Annotated in this window: 19 protein-coding genes; 12 read left to right on the forward strand and 7 right to left on the reverse strand. The window is 26.7% G+C overall.

Annotated elements, in window-relative coordinates:
• Positions 1 to 7: 7 nt before the first annotated feature.
• Positions 8 to 712, forward strand: a complete 705-nt coding sequence (locus AACT_RS04925) for a DedA family protein (RefSeq protein ID WP_172125502.1) — start codon at positions 8 to 10, stop codon at positions 710 to 712.
• Positions 702 to 2,114 (forward strand): leucyl aminopeptidase, encoded by a 1,413-nt coding sequence (locus tag AACT_RS04930; protein ID WP_172125504.1) that lies wholly within the window; start codon positions 702 to 704, stop codon positions 2,112 to 2,114. The genes AACT_RS04925 and AACT_RS04930 overlap by 11 nt, the downstream gene beginning before the upstream one ends.
• Positions 2,115 to 2,451: 337 nt before the next feature.
• Here AACT_RS04930 and AACT_RS04935 read toward each other — a convergent pair whose 3' ends face one another.
• Positions 2,452 to 3,288, reverse strand: a complete 837-nt coding sequence (locus AACT_RS04935) for a hypothetical protein (protein WP_172125506.1) — start codon at positions 3,286 to 3,288, stop codon at positions 2,452 to 2,454.
• 347 nt (positions 3,289 to 3,635) lie between these two features.
• On the opposite strand from AACT_RS04935, the gene ychF reads away from it, so the two are divergent.
• Complete coding sequence (gene ychF, locus AACT_RS04940) at positions 3,636 to 4,739, forward strand: redox-regulated ATPase YchF (RefSeq protein WP_172125508.1); 1,104 nt, start codon at positions 3,636 to 3,638, stop codon at positions 4,737 to 4,739.
• A 67-nt stretch (positions 4,740 to 4,806) separates the two neighbouring features.
• Positions 4,807 to 5,628 carry an HDOD domain-containing protein gene (locus tag AACT_RS04945; protein ID WP_172125510.1) on the forward strand — a complete coding sequence of 274 codons (822 nt, stop codon included), beginning with the start codon at positions 4,807 to 4,809 and terminating at the stop codon, positions 5,626 to 5,628.
• Between the two features lie 11 nt (positions 5,629 to 5,639).
• On the opposite strand, the gene recO is transcribed toward AACT_RS04945, so the two are convergent.
• A complete protein-coding gene (recO, locus tag AACT_RS04950) occupies positions 5,640 to 6,254 on the reverse strand; it encodes a recombination protein RecO (RefSeq protein WP_172125512.1) in 615 nt (204 codons plus the stop codon).
• Between the two features lie 9 nt (positions 6,255 to 6,263).
• On the reverse strand, positions 6,264 to 6,524 hold the full coding sequence (locus AACT_RS04955) for a hypothetical protein (RefSeq protein ID WP_172125514.1): 261 nt from the start codon (positions 6,522 to 6,524) through the stop codon (positions 6,264 to 6,266).
• A 116-nt stretch (positions 6,525 to 6,640) separates the two neighbouring features.
• On the opposite strand from AACT_RS04955, the gene ppnP reads away from it, so the two are divergent.
• The gene (gene ppnP / locus AACT_RS04960) at positions 6,641 to 6,958 is read left to right on the forward strand and encodes a pyrimidine/purine nucleoside phosphorylase (protein WP_172125515.1); all 318 of its coding nucleotides are present in this window, start codon (positions 6,641 to 6,643) and stop codon (positions 6,956 to 6,958) included.
• 51 nt (positions 6,959 to 7,009) lie between these two features.
• On the opposite strand, the gene AACT_RS04965 is transcribed toward ppnP, so the two are convergent.
• From AACT_RS04965 to AACT_RS04975, 3 genes are all read right to left on the reverse strand, one after another.
• Positions 7,010 to 8,107 (reverse strand): nitrous oxide reductase accessory protein NosL, encoded by a 1,098-nt coding sequence (locus AACT_RS04965; protein ID WP_172125517.1) that lies wholly within the window; start codon positions 8,105 to 8,107, stop codon positions 7,010 to 7,012.
• A 68-nt stretch (positions 8,108 to 8,175) separates the two neighbouring features.
• Positions 8,176 to 8,544, reverse strand: coding sequence for a hypothetical protein (locus AACT_RS04970; protein WP_172125519.1), 369 nt, complete (start codon positions 8,542 to 8,544; stop codon positions 8,176 to 8,178).
• Positions 8,545 to 8,883: 339 nt separating this feature from the next.
• A complete protein-coding gene (locus AACT_RS04975; protein WP_172125521.1) occupies positions 8,884 to 9,270 on the reverse strand; it encodes a class II SORL domain-containing protein in 387 nt (128 codons plus the stop codon).
• Positions 9,271 to 9,414: 144 nt separating this feature from the next.
• On the opposite strand from AACT_RS04975, the gene AACT_RS04980 reads away from it, so the two are divergent.
• From AACT_RS04980 to AACT_RS04990, 3 genes are all read left to right on the forward strand, one after another.
• Positions 9,415 to 10,236, forward strand: a complete 822-nt coding sequence (locus AACT_RS04980; RefSeq protein WP_172125523.1) for a thiamine-phosphate kinase — start codon at positions 9,415 to 9,417, stop codon at positions 10,234 to 10,236.
• 31 nt (positions 10,237 to 10,267) lie between these two features.
• Positions 10,268 to 11,332: a tRNA pseudouridine(13) synthase TruD gene (gene truD, locus AACT_RS04985; RefSeq protein WP_172125525.1), complete on the forward strand. Its 1,065-nt coding sequence runs from the start codon at positions 10,268 to 10,270 to the stop codon at positions 11,330 to 11,332.
• A gap of 76 nt (positions 11,333 to 11,408) precedes the next feature.
• Complete coding sequence (locus tag AACT_RS04990) at positions 11,409 to 11,768, forward strand: hypothetical protein (protein WP_172125527.1); 360 nt, start codon at positions 11,409 to 11,411, stop codon at positions 11,766 to 11,768.
• A 22-nt stretch (positions 11,769 to 11,790) separates the two neighbouring features.
• Here AACT_RS04990 and AACT_RS04995 read toward each other — a convergent pair whose 3' ends face one another.
• The gene (locus tag AACT_RS04995; protein WP_172125529.1) at positions 11,791 to 13,977 is read right to left on the reverse strand and encodes a methyl-accepting chemotaxis protein; all 2,187 of its coding nucleotides are present in this window, start codon (positions 13,975 to 13,977) and stop codon (positions 11,791 to 11,793) included.
• A gap of 106 nt (positions 13,978 to 14,083) precedes the next feature.
• Here AACT_RS04995 and ruvA point away from each other — a divergent pair, with 106 nt between their 5' ends.
• The 4 genes from ruvA to AACT_RS05015 are packed head-to-tail and all read left to right on the forward strand — an operon-like array spanning position 14,084 to position 17,862.
• Positions 14,084 to 14,647, forward strand: a complete 564-nt coding sequence (gene ruvA / locus AACT_RS05000) for a Holliday junction branch migration protein RuvA (RefSeq protein WP_172125531.1) — start codon at positions 14,084 to 14,086, stop codon at positions 14,645 to 14,647.
• A gap of 28 nt (positions 14,648 to 14,675) precedes the next feature.
• Positions 14,676 to 15,716 carry a D-alanine--D-alanine ligase gene (locus AACT_RS05005; protein WP_172125533.1) on the forward strand — a complete coding sequence of 347 codons (1,041 nt, stop codon included), beginning with the start codon at positions 14,676 to 14,678 and terminating at the stop codon, positions 15,714 to 15,716.
• Between the two features lie 3 nt (positions 15,717 to 15,719).
• On the forward strand, positions 15,720 to 16,439 hold the full coding sequence (locus AACT_RS05010) for an alpha/beta fold hydrolase (protein WP_172125535.1): 720 nt from the start codon (positions 15,720 to 15,722) through the stop codon (positions 16,437 to 16,439).
• The gene (locus AACT_RS05015; protein WP_172125537.1) at positions 16,426 to 17,862 is read left to right on the forward strand and encodes a Mur ligase family protein; all 1,437 of its coding nucleotides are present in this window, start codon (positions 16,426 to 16,428) and stop codon (positions 17,860 to 17,862) included. Before AACT_RS05010 ends, AACT_RS05015 begins: the two co-directional genes overlap by 14 nt.
• Positions 17,863 to 17,868 lie beyond the last annotated feature (6 nt).

The raw sequence follows: 17,868 nt of genomic DNA on the forward strand, positions 1-17,868 counted from the left end.
GAGAGTTATGAAAGAACTTTTTAGGAAAATTCAACCTTATTCTGGAAAGATATTTGCAGTATTTTTGATATTATTTTTTTCTTATTTAGCATATAATTTATATAATGCACCTGTTGATGGGTTTGAAGAAAAATTTGTTTATTTATTAAAAAAACATGGTTATATAATATTATTTGCATGGGGAATGCTAGAGGGTGAAGCAGGACTTATTATGGCTGGTTTATTATCTCATACAGGAGATATGAATCTATATATTGCAATATTTGTTGCTGGTCTTGGTGGTTTTATGGGAGATCAGGTATATTTTTATATTGGAAGATTCAATAAGTCTTATGTTCATAAAAAGTTCAAAGGACAAAGAAGAAAATTTGCCTTTGCTCATCTTTTATTACAAAAGTATGGTTGGCCAATAATTTTTATTCAAAGATATATGTATGGAATGAGAACTATAATACCTATTTCAATAGGACTTACAAGATATAGTGCAAAAATGTTTGCACTTATCAATCTTATTTCAGCTTGGTGTTGGGCTGCATTAACGATAGTTCCTGTTTGGTATTTTGGAGATGAAATTCTAAAGGTTTTAGAATGGGCTAAAGATCACTGGTATTTAGCTGTTCCAATTGCATTGATTTTTGGTGGAAGTATAATTTATTATTTCAATAAAGCTACAAAAAAAGTAGATAAAAAAGGTAGAAAAAATGAAGATTAATTTAGTAGAAAAAAGTGCAAAAAATAGTTCTGATATAGAAATAGTTCTTGTAAAAACTCTTGATGGTTTAAAAGACTCTGAGATTTTAGAAATACTTGATTTTAAAGCAAAAGATGAATCTTGTGTTTTATTAGCAGAATCAAAAAAAATTTATGTAGGTTTTGAAGAAAATGATTATGACTCAATAGCAATAGCAATTGCTACAGCTATCAAAAAATTTCAAACAACAAAATTTAAAAGTGCAAAAATAAAACTATGTGAAGTTTTAGAAAACAATCTAAAAGCACTTGTTGAAGGTGCTTTATTAGGTGAGTATAAATTTACTCATTATAAATCTGAAAAAGAAAATAAAAAAATAGAATTAAATTTAATAGTAAAAGAAAAAACACCTGAATTAGAAAAAGTTCTAAAAGAATCAAAAATCATCTCAAAAGCAGTAAATAAAACAAGAACAATGGTAAACACAGCCCCTGCTGATTTTTATCCATCTGTCATGGCAGAAGTTGCACAAGAATTAGCAAAAGATGCAAATATTTCTTGTGAAGTTTATGGTGAAAAATATTTAGAAAAAAATAAAATGATGGCAATGCACAGTGTTGGAAGAGCTTCAATTCATGAATCAAAACTTATTCATTTATCATATAAACCAAAAAATGCTACTAAAAAAATAGTTTTAGTTGGAAAAGGTTTAACATATGATTCAGGTGGATTGTCTTTAAAACCATCTGATTCTATGGTTGGAATGAAAATGGATAAATCAGGTGGTTGTGCTGTATTATCAACACTTTGGGCAATTGCAAAACTTGGACTTCCTTTTGAAGTACATGGAATTGTGGGTGCTGTTGAAAATATGATAGGTGGAAATGCTTATAAACCTGATGATATTTTAAAAGCAAAAAATGGTAAAACAATAGAAGTGCGAAATACAGATGCAGAAGGAAGACTGGTTCTTGCTGATTGTTTATGTTTTGCCCAAGATGAAATAAAAGATATTGATTATATCTTTGATTATGCAACGCTTACAGGTGCTTGTGTAGTTGGAGTTGGACAATATACAACAGGAATTATGGGAAATAATGAAATCCTAAAAAGAAATGCAGTATTAAGTGCTCTTAAATCAGGAGAATACGCAACAACTTTAGATTTTAATAGATATCTAAAAAAAGCAATTAAATCAGAAGTTGCAGATATTTGTAATGTTGCAAATACAAGATACGGTGGAGCAATAACAGCAGGAATGTTCTTAGATAACTTTATTTATGATGAAAACAAAGAAAAATGGATACATTTTGATATAGCAGGACCTGCATATGTAGAAAGTGTATGGGGATACAATCCTCATGGAGGAAGTGGAGCAGGTGTTAGAATGACAATTAAATTTTTACAAAACTTAATTGACTAATAAAATACATTTTTAATAAACATTTCATCTAAAAAGGTAGCAAATTTAGATTTGCTACCTTTTTTATTATATTAATCTATCTAAATTAATATTCTCAATTATTGCTATAAAAAATTTTTTTGATCAAAGCTCACATTCTAAATATTTACAGCTTTGAGATAATCTTGCCTTTAAATGTTTGGAATCTAGTTCTACACAAAACTGCATGCATTTTCACTGCATAAAATGAAGCTAGAGTAAATGCATTTTTTAATTCTATTGTTTTCATAACAATAATTTTATATATAAATAGTTAATATTAAAAGGCACAATTATATAGAATTGTACCTTTTATACTTTATATCAAGAAATCTTCTAGTTTAAATTTAAAACTATCTTTTGATGGTTTTTCTAAAAAGAAAGAGTTGTACCAAAATTTATGTCCAAAGAAATCTATCATATATGGTAATGAGAAAGTTATATCTTTATTATACATTACTGTTTTGAAATAAGTATCATTTTTAGAAGGAATTTCATTTAGAGTACTTACTGAAAGAAATGCATTAAATACATTAAATGTTCCTATTGGGAAGACTAAAATTTTACACATAAGACCTTCCATTAAATAATATTCTTTAAAAACATTTGTTCCTTCTTTAAAAAAAGCAGTATTTTTAAAATGTATAAATTGAGCATTTGAAACTAATATTAAAAAAATTTCAATAGGTATTTTATTTGATTTATGATTAATCATAAAATTTTTCAATGAATAAATTGCATAACGATTAATTTTATTAGTTTTAGGTATAAAATCGCTAATTTGATTTAATAAATATATCTTAGATGTTTCTTTTGTATCAATTTGTAAATCTTTGAAAATTATTTCAGACGTATTTGTATTAGATAGCAATCCTATTTGTTTTAAAAATATATTTAAAACTTTTTGATATTTAATATCTTCTTCAAAATAGTATTTTAAGTTATTTGTAAAGATATGTATTAATTTCTTAAAATCAGAATAGCTTATTTCAAATATATCAGCATTTAAGCAAGAATTAGTTCTTCTTGAAAGATACAACAATTTAAAAAATATTGTTAATAGTTCATAATAATTTATATTTCTAATTTGATATGTTTGAGAAATTTTTTTTAGCACTTTTGCAAGAGTTTTTTTTGACAATTCGTTTTTTTTCATAATATTTCCTTTTTTGCTATTATTTTTATAAACGCCATCTATTTATTTTTAGCAATAAGTTAATATTTGTAAAATAAAAATTATATAATGTTTTCTCCAATGATGGCGGAAGGCACATAAACCTGAAACTTATTATACATTTATTAAATTAAAAGAATCTGTAGTTAGAAAAGCTAAATTTTAAATAGAACTTATAAATTATTAAATTTAATGTGAATTCTAATTTCTCAATTTATGTCTTAATTTTGAAGATATGCAAGAATCAACACTTTATCTACTTTTTTATCTTTTTAAAGTATAATATTCACAAAATTAATCTAACAAATAAATAATATAAAAGGTATAAAATGGGATTAGGTGTAGGTATAGTAGGACTTCCAAACGTAGGTAAATCAACAACTTTTAATGCTTTAACAAAAGCACAAAATGCGGAAGCGCAAAATTATCCATTTTGTACAATTGAGCCAAATAAAGCAATTGTTCCAGTTCCTGATAAAAGATTAAATGCATTAGCAAAAATTGTTAATCCTGATAAAATTCAACATTCAACTATTGATTTTGTTGATATTGCAGGTTTAGTTCGAGGTGCATCAAAAGGTGAAGGTTTAGGAAATCAATTTTTATCTAATATTAGAGAAGTTGAAGTTATTTTACATATGGTAAGATGTTTTGAAGATGGAAATATTATTCACGTAGAGGGTGATGTAAATCCTTTAAGAGATATTGAAATCATTGAAACTGAGTTAATCTATGCTGATATTTCTCAATTAGAGAAAAAAATAGAAAGATTAAAAAAACAATCAAAATCATCTAAAGAAGCTGCAGCATCATTATTGATTGCTGAGGATTTATTTAAACACTTAGAAGAGTTACAACCTGTTAAAACTTATGAAAATAACGAAAATGAGGTATTTATAGCTTTAGATAAAGAGCTTAGATTTTTATCTAACAAAGACGTAATTTATGGAGCAAATGTTGATGAAGATTCATTAGCAGATGGTGGAAATAAATTTGTTGATATTTTAAAAGAACATGCAGCAAGTGTTGGTGCAGATGTTATTTTACTTTGTGCAAAAATTGAAGAAGAATTAGTTGGACTTGAAGAAGAAGAAGCTACTGAATTCTTAGCAGATTTAGGTGTTCATGAATCAGGACTAGAGCAAATTATTCATAAAGCATTTGATAAATTAGGACTTCAGTCATATTTTACAGCTGGAAAAATTGAGGTGCGAGCTTGGACTATTAGAAAAAATACAAAAGCACCACAAGCAGCAGCTGTAATTCATAATGACTTTGAAAAAGGTTTTATTAAAGCAGAAGTTATAGCATACAACGATTTTGTAAATCTTGGTGGTGAAGCTAAATGTAAAGAATCAGGTAAATTAAGACTTGAAGGTAAAGATTATGTTGTGCAAGATGGTGACATTATGCATTTTAGGTTTAATGTATAAATAATTTATATAAATATTGATATAATATCTGTTATAATAAAAAATAATAATAAAAGAAGGATAACGTTTGTCATCTATTAATATTTTACAAAAGATAGAATCTCTTCCTCCCTTACCAAAAACAATAATTGATATTGAGGAATTTAGAAAAAGAAAAGATAAGGAAGCAGCAGATTTATTAGATATAATTGAAAAAGATGCACTTATAATATCTACTTTATTAAAGATTTCTAATTCTGCAATGTTCGGATTTAGATCAAAAGTTGAAACACCAGGGCGAGCTATTAGCTTACTTGGTATTAATTTTACTATTTCTATTGCAATTGGTGGAACAGTTCAAAATTTATTGATGACAAGTTTAACTCCTTATGGAATAAACAGTGATGATTTTATGAGAGCTTCAAATATTTCATCAACTTTAGCTAGCATGTGGTTATCAAAAGTAGATGTTGATTTAAAAGAAGAGATAATTCTTCCAGCACTTTTACAAGAAATCGGTAAATTTATATTATCAGATTTACTTATTTCAGAAGAAAAATCAGAAGAATTTAAAAGTAAAATAGCATCTGGTGTTAGTATTGAAAACGCAGAAAGAGATTTATTAGGTTTTACAACTTCTGAAATCACAGCAAAAATATTTAAATATTGGAAATTAAGTGATAATTTAATTGATATGATTGAATATGTTGATGATCTTTCAAAAGTAAGTAGCGGATATAGACTTCAAACACAAGTGTTAGATGTAATAAAAACTGCATGTGCTATAAATTCACCATTAAGTGATAAAAGTGTAGAAAAAGCTATTTCTAAAGCATCTCAATATGGATTAGACACAAAAATTCTTAAAAAAGCTATAGAAACTCTACAAGATAGATTATTAGACGAATAGTCTATTCTATCTTACAAACCTTGAAGTAGGATGTCCCACAAGATTTCCATTTCTTGGTCATTGAAATTTATCAATTTTTTTCTTTCGAAAAGTTCTCTCATCTTATTTATATCAAATGCTTTTGCATAGGCACAAGCTGAATGAACAGGTAAAAATCCTCTAACTAGGGAAATATCCTCAATAATCTCATTTTCACATAGTAAACACTCAAAATCTGTATGAAATCTACCTTCGTATTCTAATAGGGAAATATATGACTCACAAATAGCTCTTAATGCATTTTGTTTGGTCATAACATGAATTAAATTTTCTAAATTATAAAAGTAGAAGGGATCGATTTGTTCTACATCTTTTAAATGAGGATAAAAAAGTCTAATATATCTTTGCCAGCAGTACATCTTTTCATTATCAAGTATCCAAGGAAAACCCAATTGGATTACATCTTTTAATCTTGGTATCGTAGATTTTGTATTTTCAAGTTCAAAATCAATTTTATAACCTATATTTATATTTGAGTGTCTTGCTCCATAAAACCTATATGTAGTCAAGACCTCATTTTCAGCTAAAATAGATACTATTAAATCATCATCCTTAACAGGTTTAATATCTATTATATAACCTTGCATAAAAGAATTTTATTCCTCTTCTTCTTTTCTCATATCATTGATTTCAGCAATTATCTCTTCACATTCTTCATCATCAATATCACCATGAACTAAATCAACAAGCATATCTTCAAACTCTTTTTTCATTTCTTGCATTTGTTTTAATTCTTCTTTTATTTCATCATTTTCTTTTTTTGCAGCTACTATTTCAAATAATTCGTCAATGTAATCTTCAATTTCAATAAGTACTTCATTTTTTATTAAATCTTCTAACTCTTTTTGTATACTCATTTTTACACCTTTTTTTTAATTTATAGATTATAACAAAAAACAACTACTCTTTTGCTTCAATATTATCATATAATATTTATGATAATATATTAAAAATAATTATATAAGGAAAATAAATGGCAGAGTTTAATAATGTTTCTATTGCAAAAGCAGCCAACATTCTTTTTGAAGGGAATATTACAAGTAGAACTATAGTGTTTGAAGATGGTTCTAGAAAAACATTAGGAATTATGTTACCAGGTGAATATGAATTAAATACAGTTCATAAAGAGATTATGGATATACAAAGAGGTACTTTAGAGATTATGTTACCTGCACAAGATTGGGTAAAATATGAAGGTCCTGCATCTTTTGAGATTCAAGCAAACTCTAAATTTAAATTAAGAGTACATTCTTTAGTTGATTATTGTTGTTCTTTTATTAAAAACCACTAATATTTCTTATGGTTTTATTAACAATGCGATTAAATCGCATTGTAATAATTGTTAAAATAAAAATTCTTTTTTTATCTCTTCAAATTTCAAAATTCTTTTACCAAAATGATCAGCCATGAATTTTTTTGCTTGATCTTCATCTTTAAATGGAATTAACTCTTCTCCCATAGGACCATAAACATTTGAACCTATAACATAAAATGCTTTTTTACCATCTGTAGATTCTAAAGTATAATAATCCGTAACATTAATCTCTGATATTTGATCATTATTGTGTTTATGCTCATATTTTGCAGGTTCAAAATAAAATTTCATCATATCTTTAACACCATCAAAATAGTGTACATGCCCATCATTTATTTTAATTTGAGCTACCCATTTTGGATATTTTGAGACATACATTCCACAAACTGGACATTTAGCTTCACTTGGAACTTCAATCATTTTTGATTTATCACTTGCAAGAGCAGGATTATATAAATATATTGCAACTGCTTGCATCATTTGAGGATTTAAGTTTTTACAAACATTATTATCTATTAGATATTGTTTTGCTTCACCTACAGAATTAAAGTCTTTTGTTTGTTTTGTATCACACATTGTTTCAAAAGCTTTTTTCCCTTTTATAGCCATAGGAACTCTTTTTTCATCAATAGCATTATTCTCTTTAATTAAAGCCTTTTTTGCCATATCTAAACTTTCATCAAAAGTATGAATTTCTCCACCAAACTCTTTTTGAAATTTTACGGCTTCTTCTTTTGTAGAAAAGGCATATTTACTAACAGGAGTCATAGTACCAGGTTTTGAAGAGCCAACTACATAAATAGCATTTTTAGCATCAATAAATTTTAATGAATTAGTATCAACGACTTGTATATTTTTGATTTTGTCTGCATGATCTTCTTCTATTTGTGCTTGGCAATGAAGAGAACAATACTGTTCTTTATGACCATTTTTAAACTCTGTTGCATGACTAGTTTTGTAAAATTTTGTTAAATGCATTCCACAAACATTACAAAACTCTTTTGAAGAGTCTGTTTTAACCAAAGTCGCATCCTTTGGATCTACAGCTTGAAACATTTCATCTGCACTTAAATTTGTCACAATTAAAGCAGATAAAAATATAAGTAAACCTATAACTTTTCTCATAATTTTCCCTTATAATTAATATTTATTTATTATATATAGAAAAGAGTTAATTATCTGTTAAATAATAATTATTTCAACTCTCTAAAAAATCTTTTTTCAATTTCTTCATTACTCAATTCTTCATTTTTTTCATTTAAAAATCCATAAAAGTAACTTTCATTTCCATAAGTCATTTCAATAACCAAAATATTTTTATCTGGATAATTATTTGTAAATTTTTCTACCGCATCCAAAGGAGATTCATCCCAATATTTTTCAATCTCATCATTGTTCCCAACATCACAAAATAAACAATCTTCGCACATTGAAAATAAATAATTTCCAGCCCCTTCATATATTTCAAAAGAATTATCTTCATTATCCATTTTTTCATTTGAAAATGGACAGTGTAAACTAAACTTTCTAATATTCTTAGGTTCAAATACAACTCTATTCATCTCTTTCCTTTTTTATCAAAAATTTATTTTTATTATACAATTAATTTCCTTTCTAGATAAAGGTTTGCTTTATTTGATTTTTTTAAGATATTCTTTATGACCTATTGAATATAAAATTCCAAAAATTACAAGCGCAGCTAATGGCAATAAATCGTACATTTTAATTCCTCGTTTATTAATATTATATTTTATCTTAAAATTATGATTTTTAAAAATATTATGAATTAAAATAATTATAGAGGTATTTAGAATTTGATTTTAGGTGAAAATAGGGTATAAAAAAGATTTTTTAGAAACCTTAAACAAGGGCTAGGAAGCCCAAGTTTTCGAAGCTAGAGCTTATTCAGCTACAGCTACTTCTACAGGTGTACCTTCCCAGATACCGTGTTTTGTACAGTACCCATGAGCTACTAGGTTTAATTTTTTTCCAGTTGGAATAATTGTAAATGTAGTAGTGTTATGAGCTTTGATGTTTCCTAATGTTCCTGGAACATATGAAGCTTTAGCTAATTGAACGTCACCGTTATATAATGTTACAGATTCAATATAATGATCGAAATCATCTGGATGAGTATATTCGTTACCCATTTTTACAGTTACTTCAAATGGCTCTCCTGCTTTTGCAGTTGCAGCACAGTGAATGAATGGACTGTGTCTATCAATTAAATCCTTTTTCGCTTCTCTTTCAACAGTATCAATATCAACGTATTTGTTAATTTTTGGCATAGTATCTCCTAATTAAATTATTTTAAAAAAACATTATACTATATTTTTTATAAAACAAATAGGATATCTTTTATCCTATTATGTAAATTTGCCCAATTTATTAATTTAACGTGTATATTTTGCTCATCTTTGATATAATATTATATGAATAAAGAAGAGTATTTTATAAAACAGTTTACAAGTAACAAGATTATAGGTGATGATGGAGCATTTATTGATGGCTTCGTTTACTCAATGGATGCATTTTTTGAAAATGTTCATTTTAAAAAAGAGTGGATGAGTTTATCTCAAATTGCTTATAAATCAATGATAGTAAATATTTCAGATGCTATTGTTATGAATGCAAAGCCTAAGTTTGCCCTTTTAAGTGTAGCTATTCCCAAGTCATATACAAATCAGGATTTAAAAGAATTATCAAAAGGTTTTAAGAAAGCTGCAAAAGAATTTGGAATTAAGATAATTGGTGGAGATACAATTTCAAATGCAAAACTAGATATTTCAGTAACTATTATTTCAACCACTTCAAATCCTATTTATAGAAAGGGTATGAAAAAAGGAGAACTTTTATGTTACACAGGAACTCTTGGTTTGTGTAAAAGAGATTTAGAAAGACTTTTTAAAAATAAAGAGATTTCTAAAAAATCAAAGTTTATAAAACCAATTTTAAATGCAGATTTTTTCTATGAAGTTGCACCATTTATTACCACTTCAATGGATATTTCTGATGGTTTATTTTTTGAACTTGAAAGATTATCAAAAGCAAATAAATTAGGCTTTGAATTTTTTCATGATATTGATGAAGAGATTGGAACATCAGGCGAAGAGTATGAAATACTTTTTTCTTTTGATGAAAAAAATTTAGATAAAATAAAAAAAATAGCATTGAAACATAAAGTAAAGTTGAATATATTTGCAAAAGCAGTGAAAGGCAAATATAAAACAGATTGTAAAAATCATCATTTTTAAAATAAAAACAAAAATAATTTAAGGACAAATATTGGAACAATTACAAAGATATTTAAATCACTCAAAAATAGATGTGGTTTTTAAACAAAACAAAGATGATTTCGTAGTTACTGAAATTCCACTTTATGAATTTTCAGGGGAGGGTGAACATCTTGTTTTAAAGATTAGAAAAAAAGATTTAGCTACTTGGGATGCTATTGAAATTTTAGCTAAATTTTTAAATTGTAGTTCAAGAGATTTTGGATATGCAGGATTAAAAGATAAAAATGCAATGACTGTTCAATCTATTTCTGTTCATAGAAAATATGAAGAGAAATTAAAAAGCTTTCAACATGAAAATCTAAAAATACTTGAAACAACTTACCATAATAATAAGATAAAAGTAGGGCACTTAAAAGGTAATAAATTTTTTATTAGACTTAAAAGAGTAGGTGCTATTGAAAAAAGAAAAATTGAAGAAGCTTTGGGATTAATTGTAACTAATGGTATTCCTAATTATTTTGGTTTCCAAAGATTTGGAATAGATGGTGATAATTACAAAAAAGGTAAAGATATCATTGATGGTAAATTAAAGGAAAAAAGAAGAAACTTAAAACAAATGTATATTAATGCATATCAAAGTTATCTTTTTAATTCATGGTTATCAAAAAGAATTGAAATCTCTAAATTAATTGAAGCTTTTGAACCTAAAGAAATTTACCAAAGACTAAATTTACCTCTTGATGTTGTTAAACAAATGAAAAAACAAAAACATCCTTTTAAATTAATAACAGGTGATTTACTTTCTCATTATCCTTTTGGAAAAATTTTTACTATTGAAGATTTAGATGAGGAATCACAAAAATTTAATGATAGAGATAGAGTTCCAACTGGTCTTTTAAGTGGAAAAAGAGTTAAAATTTCAGTTGATTTAGCCTATGAGATAGAAAAAGAGTTTGAAGCACATACAGGTGAAGATGGGGCAAGAAGATTCGCTTGGATTTTCCCTGAAGATATTTCAAGTAATTATAAAGAAGATAAAAACTGGATGGAATTACAATTTTATTTACCAAAAGGTTCATATGCAACAGAAGTAATTGCAGAAATAATTCATTAATAACTAAATAAAAAGCAAATATATTAAGTTAAAATGAGTTAAACTCTTTTTATAAAATAGAGCCTAAAGGATTTATATGAAATATGAAGAGTTGATTTCTCAGTTATGCGAAGTAATAAAAGAATCAGAAAATAATGCTCAACGAATTTATGATAGTGTTGAGCTTATAGATGATATTAATTCTAAGTTAGATATTCCCTTACACTTAAAAGAAAAAATACAAAATTCTCTTTCTGATATATATGGCTTATTGCAACATCAAGACCTGCATAGACAAAAAATAGAAAGAGTTGTAAATTTTGTTTGTGAAAAAAATAATATAGATAAAAGTCAATATAATCTAGCACCAAGTGCTAAAAATATTGATGCAAGTGATAGTGAAGAATCTCTTTCTGAAGAAGAGTTAGAGCTATTGATTAAACAAATGCAATCTTAAAAATAAAAGAAGAAATCTTCTTTTATTTTTTACAAGCTTCTCTTTTTACATTATTTAAATTCCCAAATATTCTTAGTGTATTCATTTCAACATCTTTTGATTTTTGATTTAAACTAGAATTTTCTTCCCTATTAGAATTAGCGTTTACTAATTCTTGAAGATTTTTATGGAATTCAAGATTTAAGTTATCAATTTGATTCATTAATTCCCTATCAATTCTTTTTCCTGAATTTATATGAGTTTCACACCATCTTTTCAAACTTGTATTTTTTTCAATTTCAAATGATTTGTATTCACCTAATTTTGAGTATACAAAGTCCTTAGTGTTTAGTAAATCAACTTTTAATTGTGCAGTGTCATAAACAAGTTCAACATCACAAACTTTATCTCTAGCATCTTCAATAAATGAGGCTTTTGAAGCGGCACTTACAAGTGAATTTGACATATTTGCAATGTTTGTAGCCATAATAGATATTTCATCAGCCACTTGAGCATTTTTTTGTGTAGCTTGATCAAGTGTATTTATAGCATCATTTATTTGTACTATTCCTCTTTCTTGTTCTTTTGAGGCTATTGCTACTTCATTTATTGTATCAAGTGTTTTTGAAATATTTTCATTTAACTCTGTATATCCATGAATCATATTATCTGAAATTTCTTTACCATCTTGAGCTTTTTTACTAGCTAATTCAACTATGTTTTTTATCTCTCTTGCAGCTTGAGCACTTCTATTTGCTAAGTTTCTAACTTCTTGTGCAACTACTGCAAATCCTCGTCCAGCTTCTCCTGCCGTTGCTGCTTCAACAGCTGCATTTAGAGATAAAATATTTGTTTGAAATGCAATTTGATCAATAACTTCAATGGCTACATTTATTGAACTAACTTGAGTATTTATATCATCCATTGATTCAGCAGTTTGATTTGCTAAATTTTGTCCATTTTTAGCTGATGTTGTAACATTTTGAGCTAATTGTGACATTCTATTTGTTGCTTGAGTATTTGCTTGTATTGTTGCTGTTATTTGCTCAAGTGCAGCTGCGGTTTCTTCTAGAGATGCTGCTTGTTGATTTGATGATGCTGATAGATTATTTGAAGCATTTGATAATGTATGTGTATTATTATTTAGTGCTTCTCCTGTATTCATAACCATTGCTAAAATTTCAGAAGTATTATTTCCAACAAGTTTAATTCCAGCAGTTAGAGAACCTAGATTGCCATATATTCCATCATCTTTAATTTTATAATCATATTTAGATTCAGCATAAAATCTTAATGTTTCATTGATTTTATCAAGGGTTTCTTTTGTACTTAAAATCATAGAATTAAGTTTGTTTTTCAAGTCTTCAACATGGGGATTTGATGCCTTTGAATTTACTTTATAAACAAAAAATCCATTTCCTGTTTTTTCTAATACATCACTAGCTTCTTCAATAACTTTTTCATCTTGTTTTAAGCCAGCTCTTACTTTATCCATATAAGCATTAAATAAATTAGCAACTTCTCCTATTTCATCTTTTGATTGAACATTTAAAGTAATATTTGTATCATTTGAGTGGAGTAAATTATCGAAACCATCTTTTAGTTTTCCAATAGGGTTAGTAGCTTTTTTTACAATAAATAATATAAGAGCAATTGTTATAATTGTTAAAATAATAGAAATAATTGATATTTCTGTCACAAGTGAATTTATTTGTGAATCTGATTCATCTAAAGAAAAAGTTAAATCCATAACTCCAATTACATCACCTTCACTTTGGTTGGCATGGCACATTAAACAATCATTTGTTGCAATCATAGGTTTGATCATTCTCAATGTATGTCCATTTTGATCTTTTGATTGAATTAGTAAAGGTTCTTTTGAATCAAAGGTTTTAATGATTTGTTCATCATTAGTAAATGGAGTATCACTTGGATATAATTCCATCAAAGGTTTACTTTTGGCAACAGTTAAATCTTTTACTCCTTTAATCTGTCTTGCATCATCTTCTGCCTTTGCAATTTGAATAGGATCTCCAGTATTCATTGCATTTCTAAGACTTTGAAACATAGCTGCGTTTAGCATTTCTAGATTTTCTTTTGTTTTTACAATAGAATTTTCTGTTACTTTATTTGTTGTTACAAATATAACAGTAATACTACTTAATGACATTAAAATAAACAAAGCAATAATGATTTTATTACTTATTTTTTTTGTTATTAATTCAAACATATACCAAGCCTTTTTGTTTAAGTGATTTTATTATATAATTAAAACTATTTATTAATAATTAATTAAATATTAAATTTTAAGATTTCATGAAATAAAGAGCAAAAGAATGATAGTCGGACTTATAGGTAAAGTAACAAAGAAAGAGCCAACACTTTTAAATATAAATGTTAATGGCATTATTTATGAAATTTTTGTTTCTCTTAATTGTAGTTCAAAAATTATTTCAGATGAAATCAAATTAGAAATCACTCATATTATAAGAGAAGATTCTCAGTCTTTATATGGATTTTTAGATTCAAATGAAAAAAAACTTTTTGATACTGTAATCAAAATAAATGGTGTAGGACCTAAGGTTGCCCTTGCAATTTGCTCTACTTTTACACCAAATTCATTTGCACAAATTGTAAATGAAAATGACGTGACAATGTTAAAAAGAGTTCCTGGTCTTGGTCCTAAAGGTGCTAGCAGAATATTAGTGGAGCTTTCAGGGTTTATTGTAGATACCCATGATGGTAGTGATAATGCTGCATTGTCTTCTTCTTTTGAAGCCGCACTTGCTTTAGAATCATTAGGATTTAAAAAAGATATTGTTGCAAAAATATTAAAAACTTGTGTTTCTGGGAATACAAGTGATTTAGTAAAAGAAGCACTAAAAAAATTACAAAAATAAAAAAATATAATTAGGAAAGAGGAATTTAATGAAAATAGCTATAGTTTTTGGTGGAGTGAGTTTTGAACATGAAATTTCAATCGTAAGTTCAATTGCTATGAAAGATGTATTAAACAATGAGTTGGTATATCTATTTTTAGATGCATCAAGGGATTTATATCATATTCCAAGCGATACAATAAATTCAAAGCTGTTTAGTACAGGAAATTATAAAAAGTTTGATAAAGTTTATTTTCAAAAGAATGGTTTTTATAAAAAAGGTGGACTTTTTTCAAAAGATAAAGATATTGATTTTGATGTTGTATTAAACCTTTCTCATGGTGGAGATGGTGAGGATGGTATATTATCTTCTGTATTAGATTTTTATGATATTCCTTTTATTGCTCCTAGAACTGAAGCTTGTGTTGTAAGTTCAAATAAATTTTTAACTAAAGGTTATGCTACAAGTGTAAAAGTTAATACTTTAGATTATAAATATTACACAAAGGGTGAAATTGTTTGTGTAGACTCTTTTCCTGTAATTTTAAAACCTGTAAAACTAGGAAGCTCTATTGGAGTTTCTATTGTTAAAACACAAGAAGAGTTAGAATATGCACTTGATGTTGCCTATGAATTTGATAATGCAGTTATTATTGAACCATTTATAAGTGGTGTAAAAGAGTATAATTTAGCTGGAACAAAAATAGATGGTAAGTTTAGATTTTCTATTATTGAAGAGCCACAAAAAGCTGAATTTTTAGATTTTGATAAAAAATATTTAGATTTCTCAAGAACATCAAAGGCTTTAGAAGTTGATTTAGGTGAAAAATTAAATAATGAAATCAAAGACTCTTTTAAAAGGATTTATAATACATTATTTGAAGGTTCAATTATAAGATGTGATTTTTTTGTTGTTGATGATAAAGTTTACTTAAATGAAATTAATTCAATTCCTGGATCTATGGCAAACTATTTATTTGAAGACTTCTCAAATTTATTTAACGATCTCGCTTCAAATTTACCAAGCAAAAAACATATTCCAATAAATTATGAATATGTAAATAAAATTCAAGCTAGTAAGGGAAAATAAACCTTGGCAACAAAAAATTTAATAGTTGATAATAAAAACTTTGATATTTCCTATGAAATTGTAAATCCTACATGTACAAAAGATATAATCTTTTTACATGGTTGGGGTTCAAATAAAGATATTATGAAAAATGTATTTGCACCTTATTTAAAAGATTTTAGACATATTTATATAGATTTACCAGGATTTGGAAAAACTGCAAATAAATATGAACTAACAACAAATGATTATGTGAAGATTACAGATGAATTTCTAAAACTATTAAACTCATCAAAAGATGTAATTGCTGGACACTCGTATGGTGGAAAAGTTGCAACTCTTTTAAATCCAAGAAATTTAGTGTTACTAAGTAGTGCCGGTATTTTAGAAGAAAAACCTTTTGATGTAAAACTAAAAATTGCTCTTTCTAAGTTTTTTAACAAATTAGGACTTAATAAAATAACAAAATCATTTAGAAGTAAAGATGTGAATACTATGAGTGAAAATATGTATGCAACTTTTAAAAATGTTGTAAACGAAGATTTTTCATCTCATTTTTCAAATTTTTCAAATAACGCTTTGATATTTTGGGGCAAAGAAGATACTGCAACTTCTTTAGAATCAGGTAAAAAAATTTCAACTTTAATAAAAAAATCAACATTTATATCATATGATGCAGATCACTACTTCTTTGTAAAAAATGTAAAAGATATCAGCGAGAGAATTGAAAATGGAATACATTAATATAATTACACATATAATCTTAATTATGAGTTTGGGTTGGTACTTAATTACTAACCTTCAATGGTATAACTATAAACTTGAAAGAGTTATTTTAAAGCATCATAAATGGCAATGGCATATAACTTATTTCCTCTCACCAATAGTACTTTTTTATATAATTCCAGAACCTTATTACGCAGCTTATTTCTTTATAATATATATGACAAGTTTTATTTTATGGAATAAAAAACTTGATCGTGCAGTTGTTTTAACATCAAGGGTAAAAAGATTTTTAGCAATTTTATTATTTACAACTTTTGCAATGACAGCACTTTGTTTATCAAGTCCTTCTTGTACTAATATGGTTATATTTACACCACTTATTTTAACTTATGGAATTTCTACATTATTAGAAAAAATATTTTTTATCTCATTTAAAAACAAGGGTAAACAAAGAATCAAAAGTATTGCAGGTTTAAGAACAATTGCAATTACTGCCTCATATGGTAAAACTTCAATTAAAAATTATTTGTATCATGTATTAAAAAACAAATACAAAACATACAAAACTCCAAGATCTGTAAATACAATCGCTGGAATTGTTCTTGATGTAAATAGAGATATTCCTTTGGATACACAAATTTATATTGCAGAAGCAGGAGCTAGAGTTAAAGGTGATATTGAAGAAATAGCAATGTTTTTAGAGCCTCAAATTTGTATTATAGGAAGTGTTGGTCCTCAGCATATTGAGTATTTTAAAACTTTAGATAATATTATACATACTAAAATGGAACTTCTAAAATCACCTAGAATGAAAATGGGATTTGTTCATGAATCTGTTCCTATAAAAGCATATTCGACAATTACAAAGTTTCCAAATAATTTACATATTACAAAAAGTAATTTAGATGGAATTTGGTTTGATGTTGAGGTTGCTGGCGTAATAGAACATTTCCATGCACCAATATTAGGAAGTTTCAACGCTATAAATTTAACAGCAGTTATTTTAGTATCTCATTATTTAGGAATGAATATACATGAAATTAAAGTTGCTTTTGAATCACTTCCTCAAGTAGAACACAGACTTCAAAAAATAGAAGCAGGTGGGAAGTTAATAATTGATGACTCTTTTAACGGAAACTTAGAAGGAATGTTAGAAGCTGTTAATATTTGCTCAAATCATAAAGGACGAAAAGTTATCATAACTCCTGGACTTGTGGAATCAACAGATGAAGCAAATATCCTTTTAGCAAAAGCTATAAATGAAAACTTTGACTTAGTAATTTTAACAGGAAGTTTAAATACTCATTTATTAAGTACAAATATAAATAAAGAGAAAGTTTATATCTTAAAAGATAAATCTTTAATGGAAGCTACCTTAGCTCAAAAAACAAGAATTGGTGATTTGATTTTATTTGCAAATGATGCACCAAATTTTATATAGATTTTA

This window comes from Arcobacter acticola (genome assembly GCF_013177675.1).
GTDB lineage: Bacteria > Campylobacterota > Campylobacteria > Campylobacterales > Arcobacteraceae > Aliarcobacter > Aliarcobacter acticola.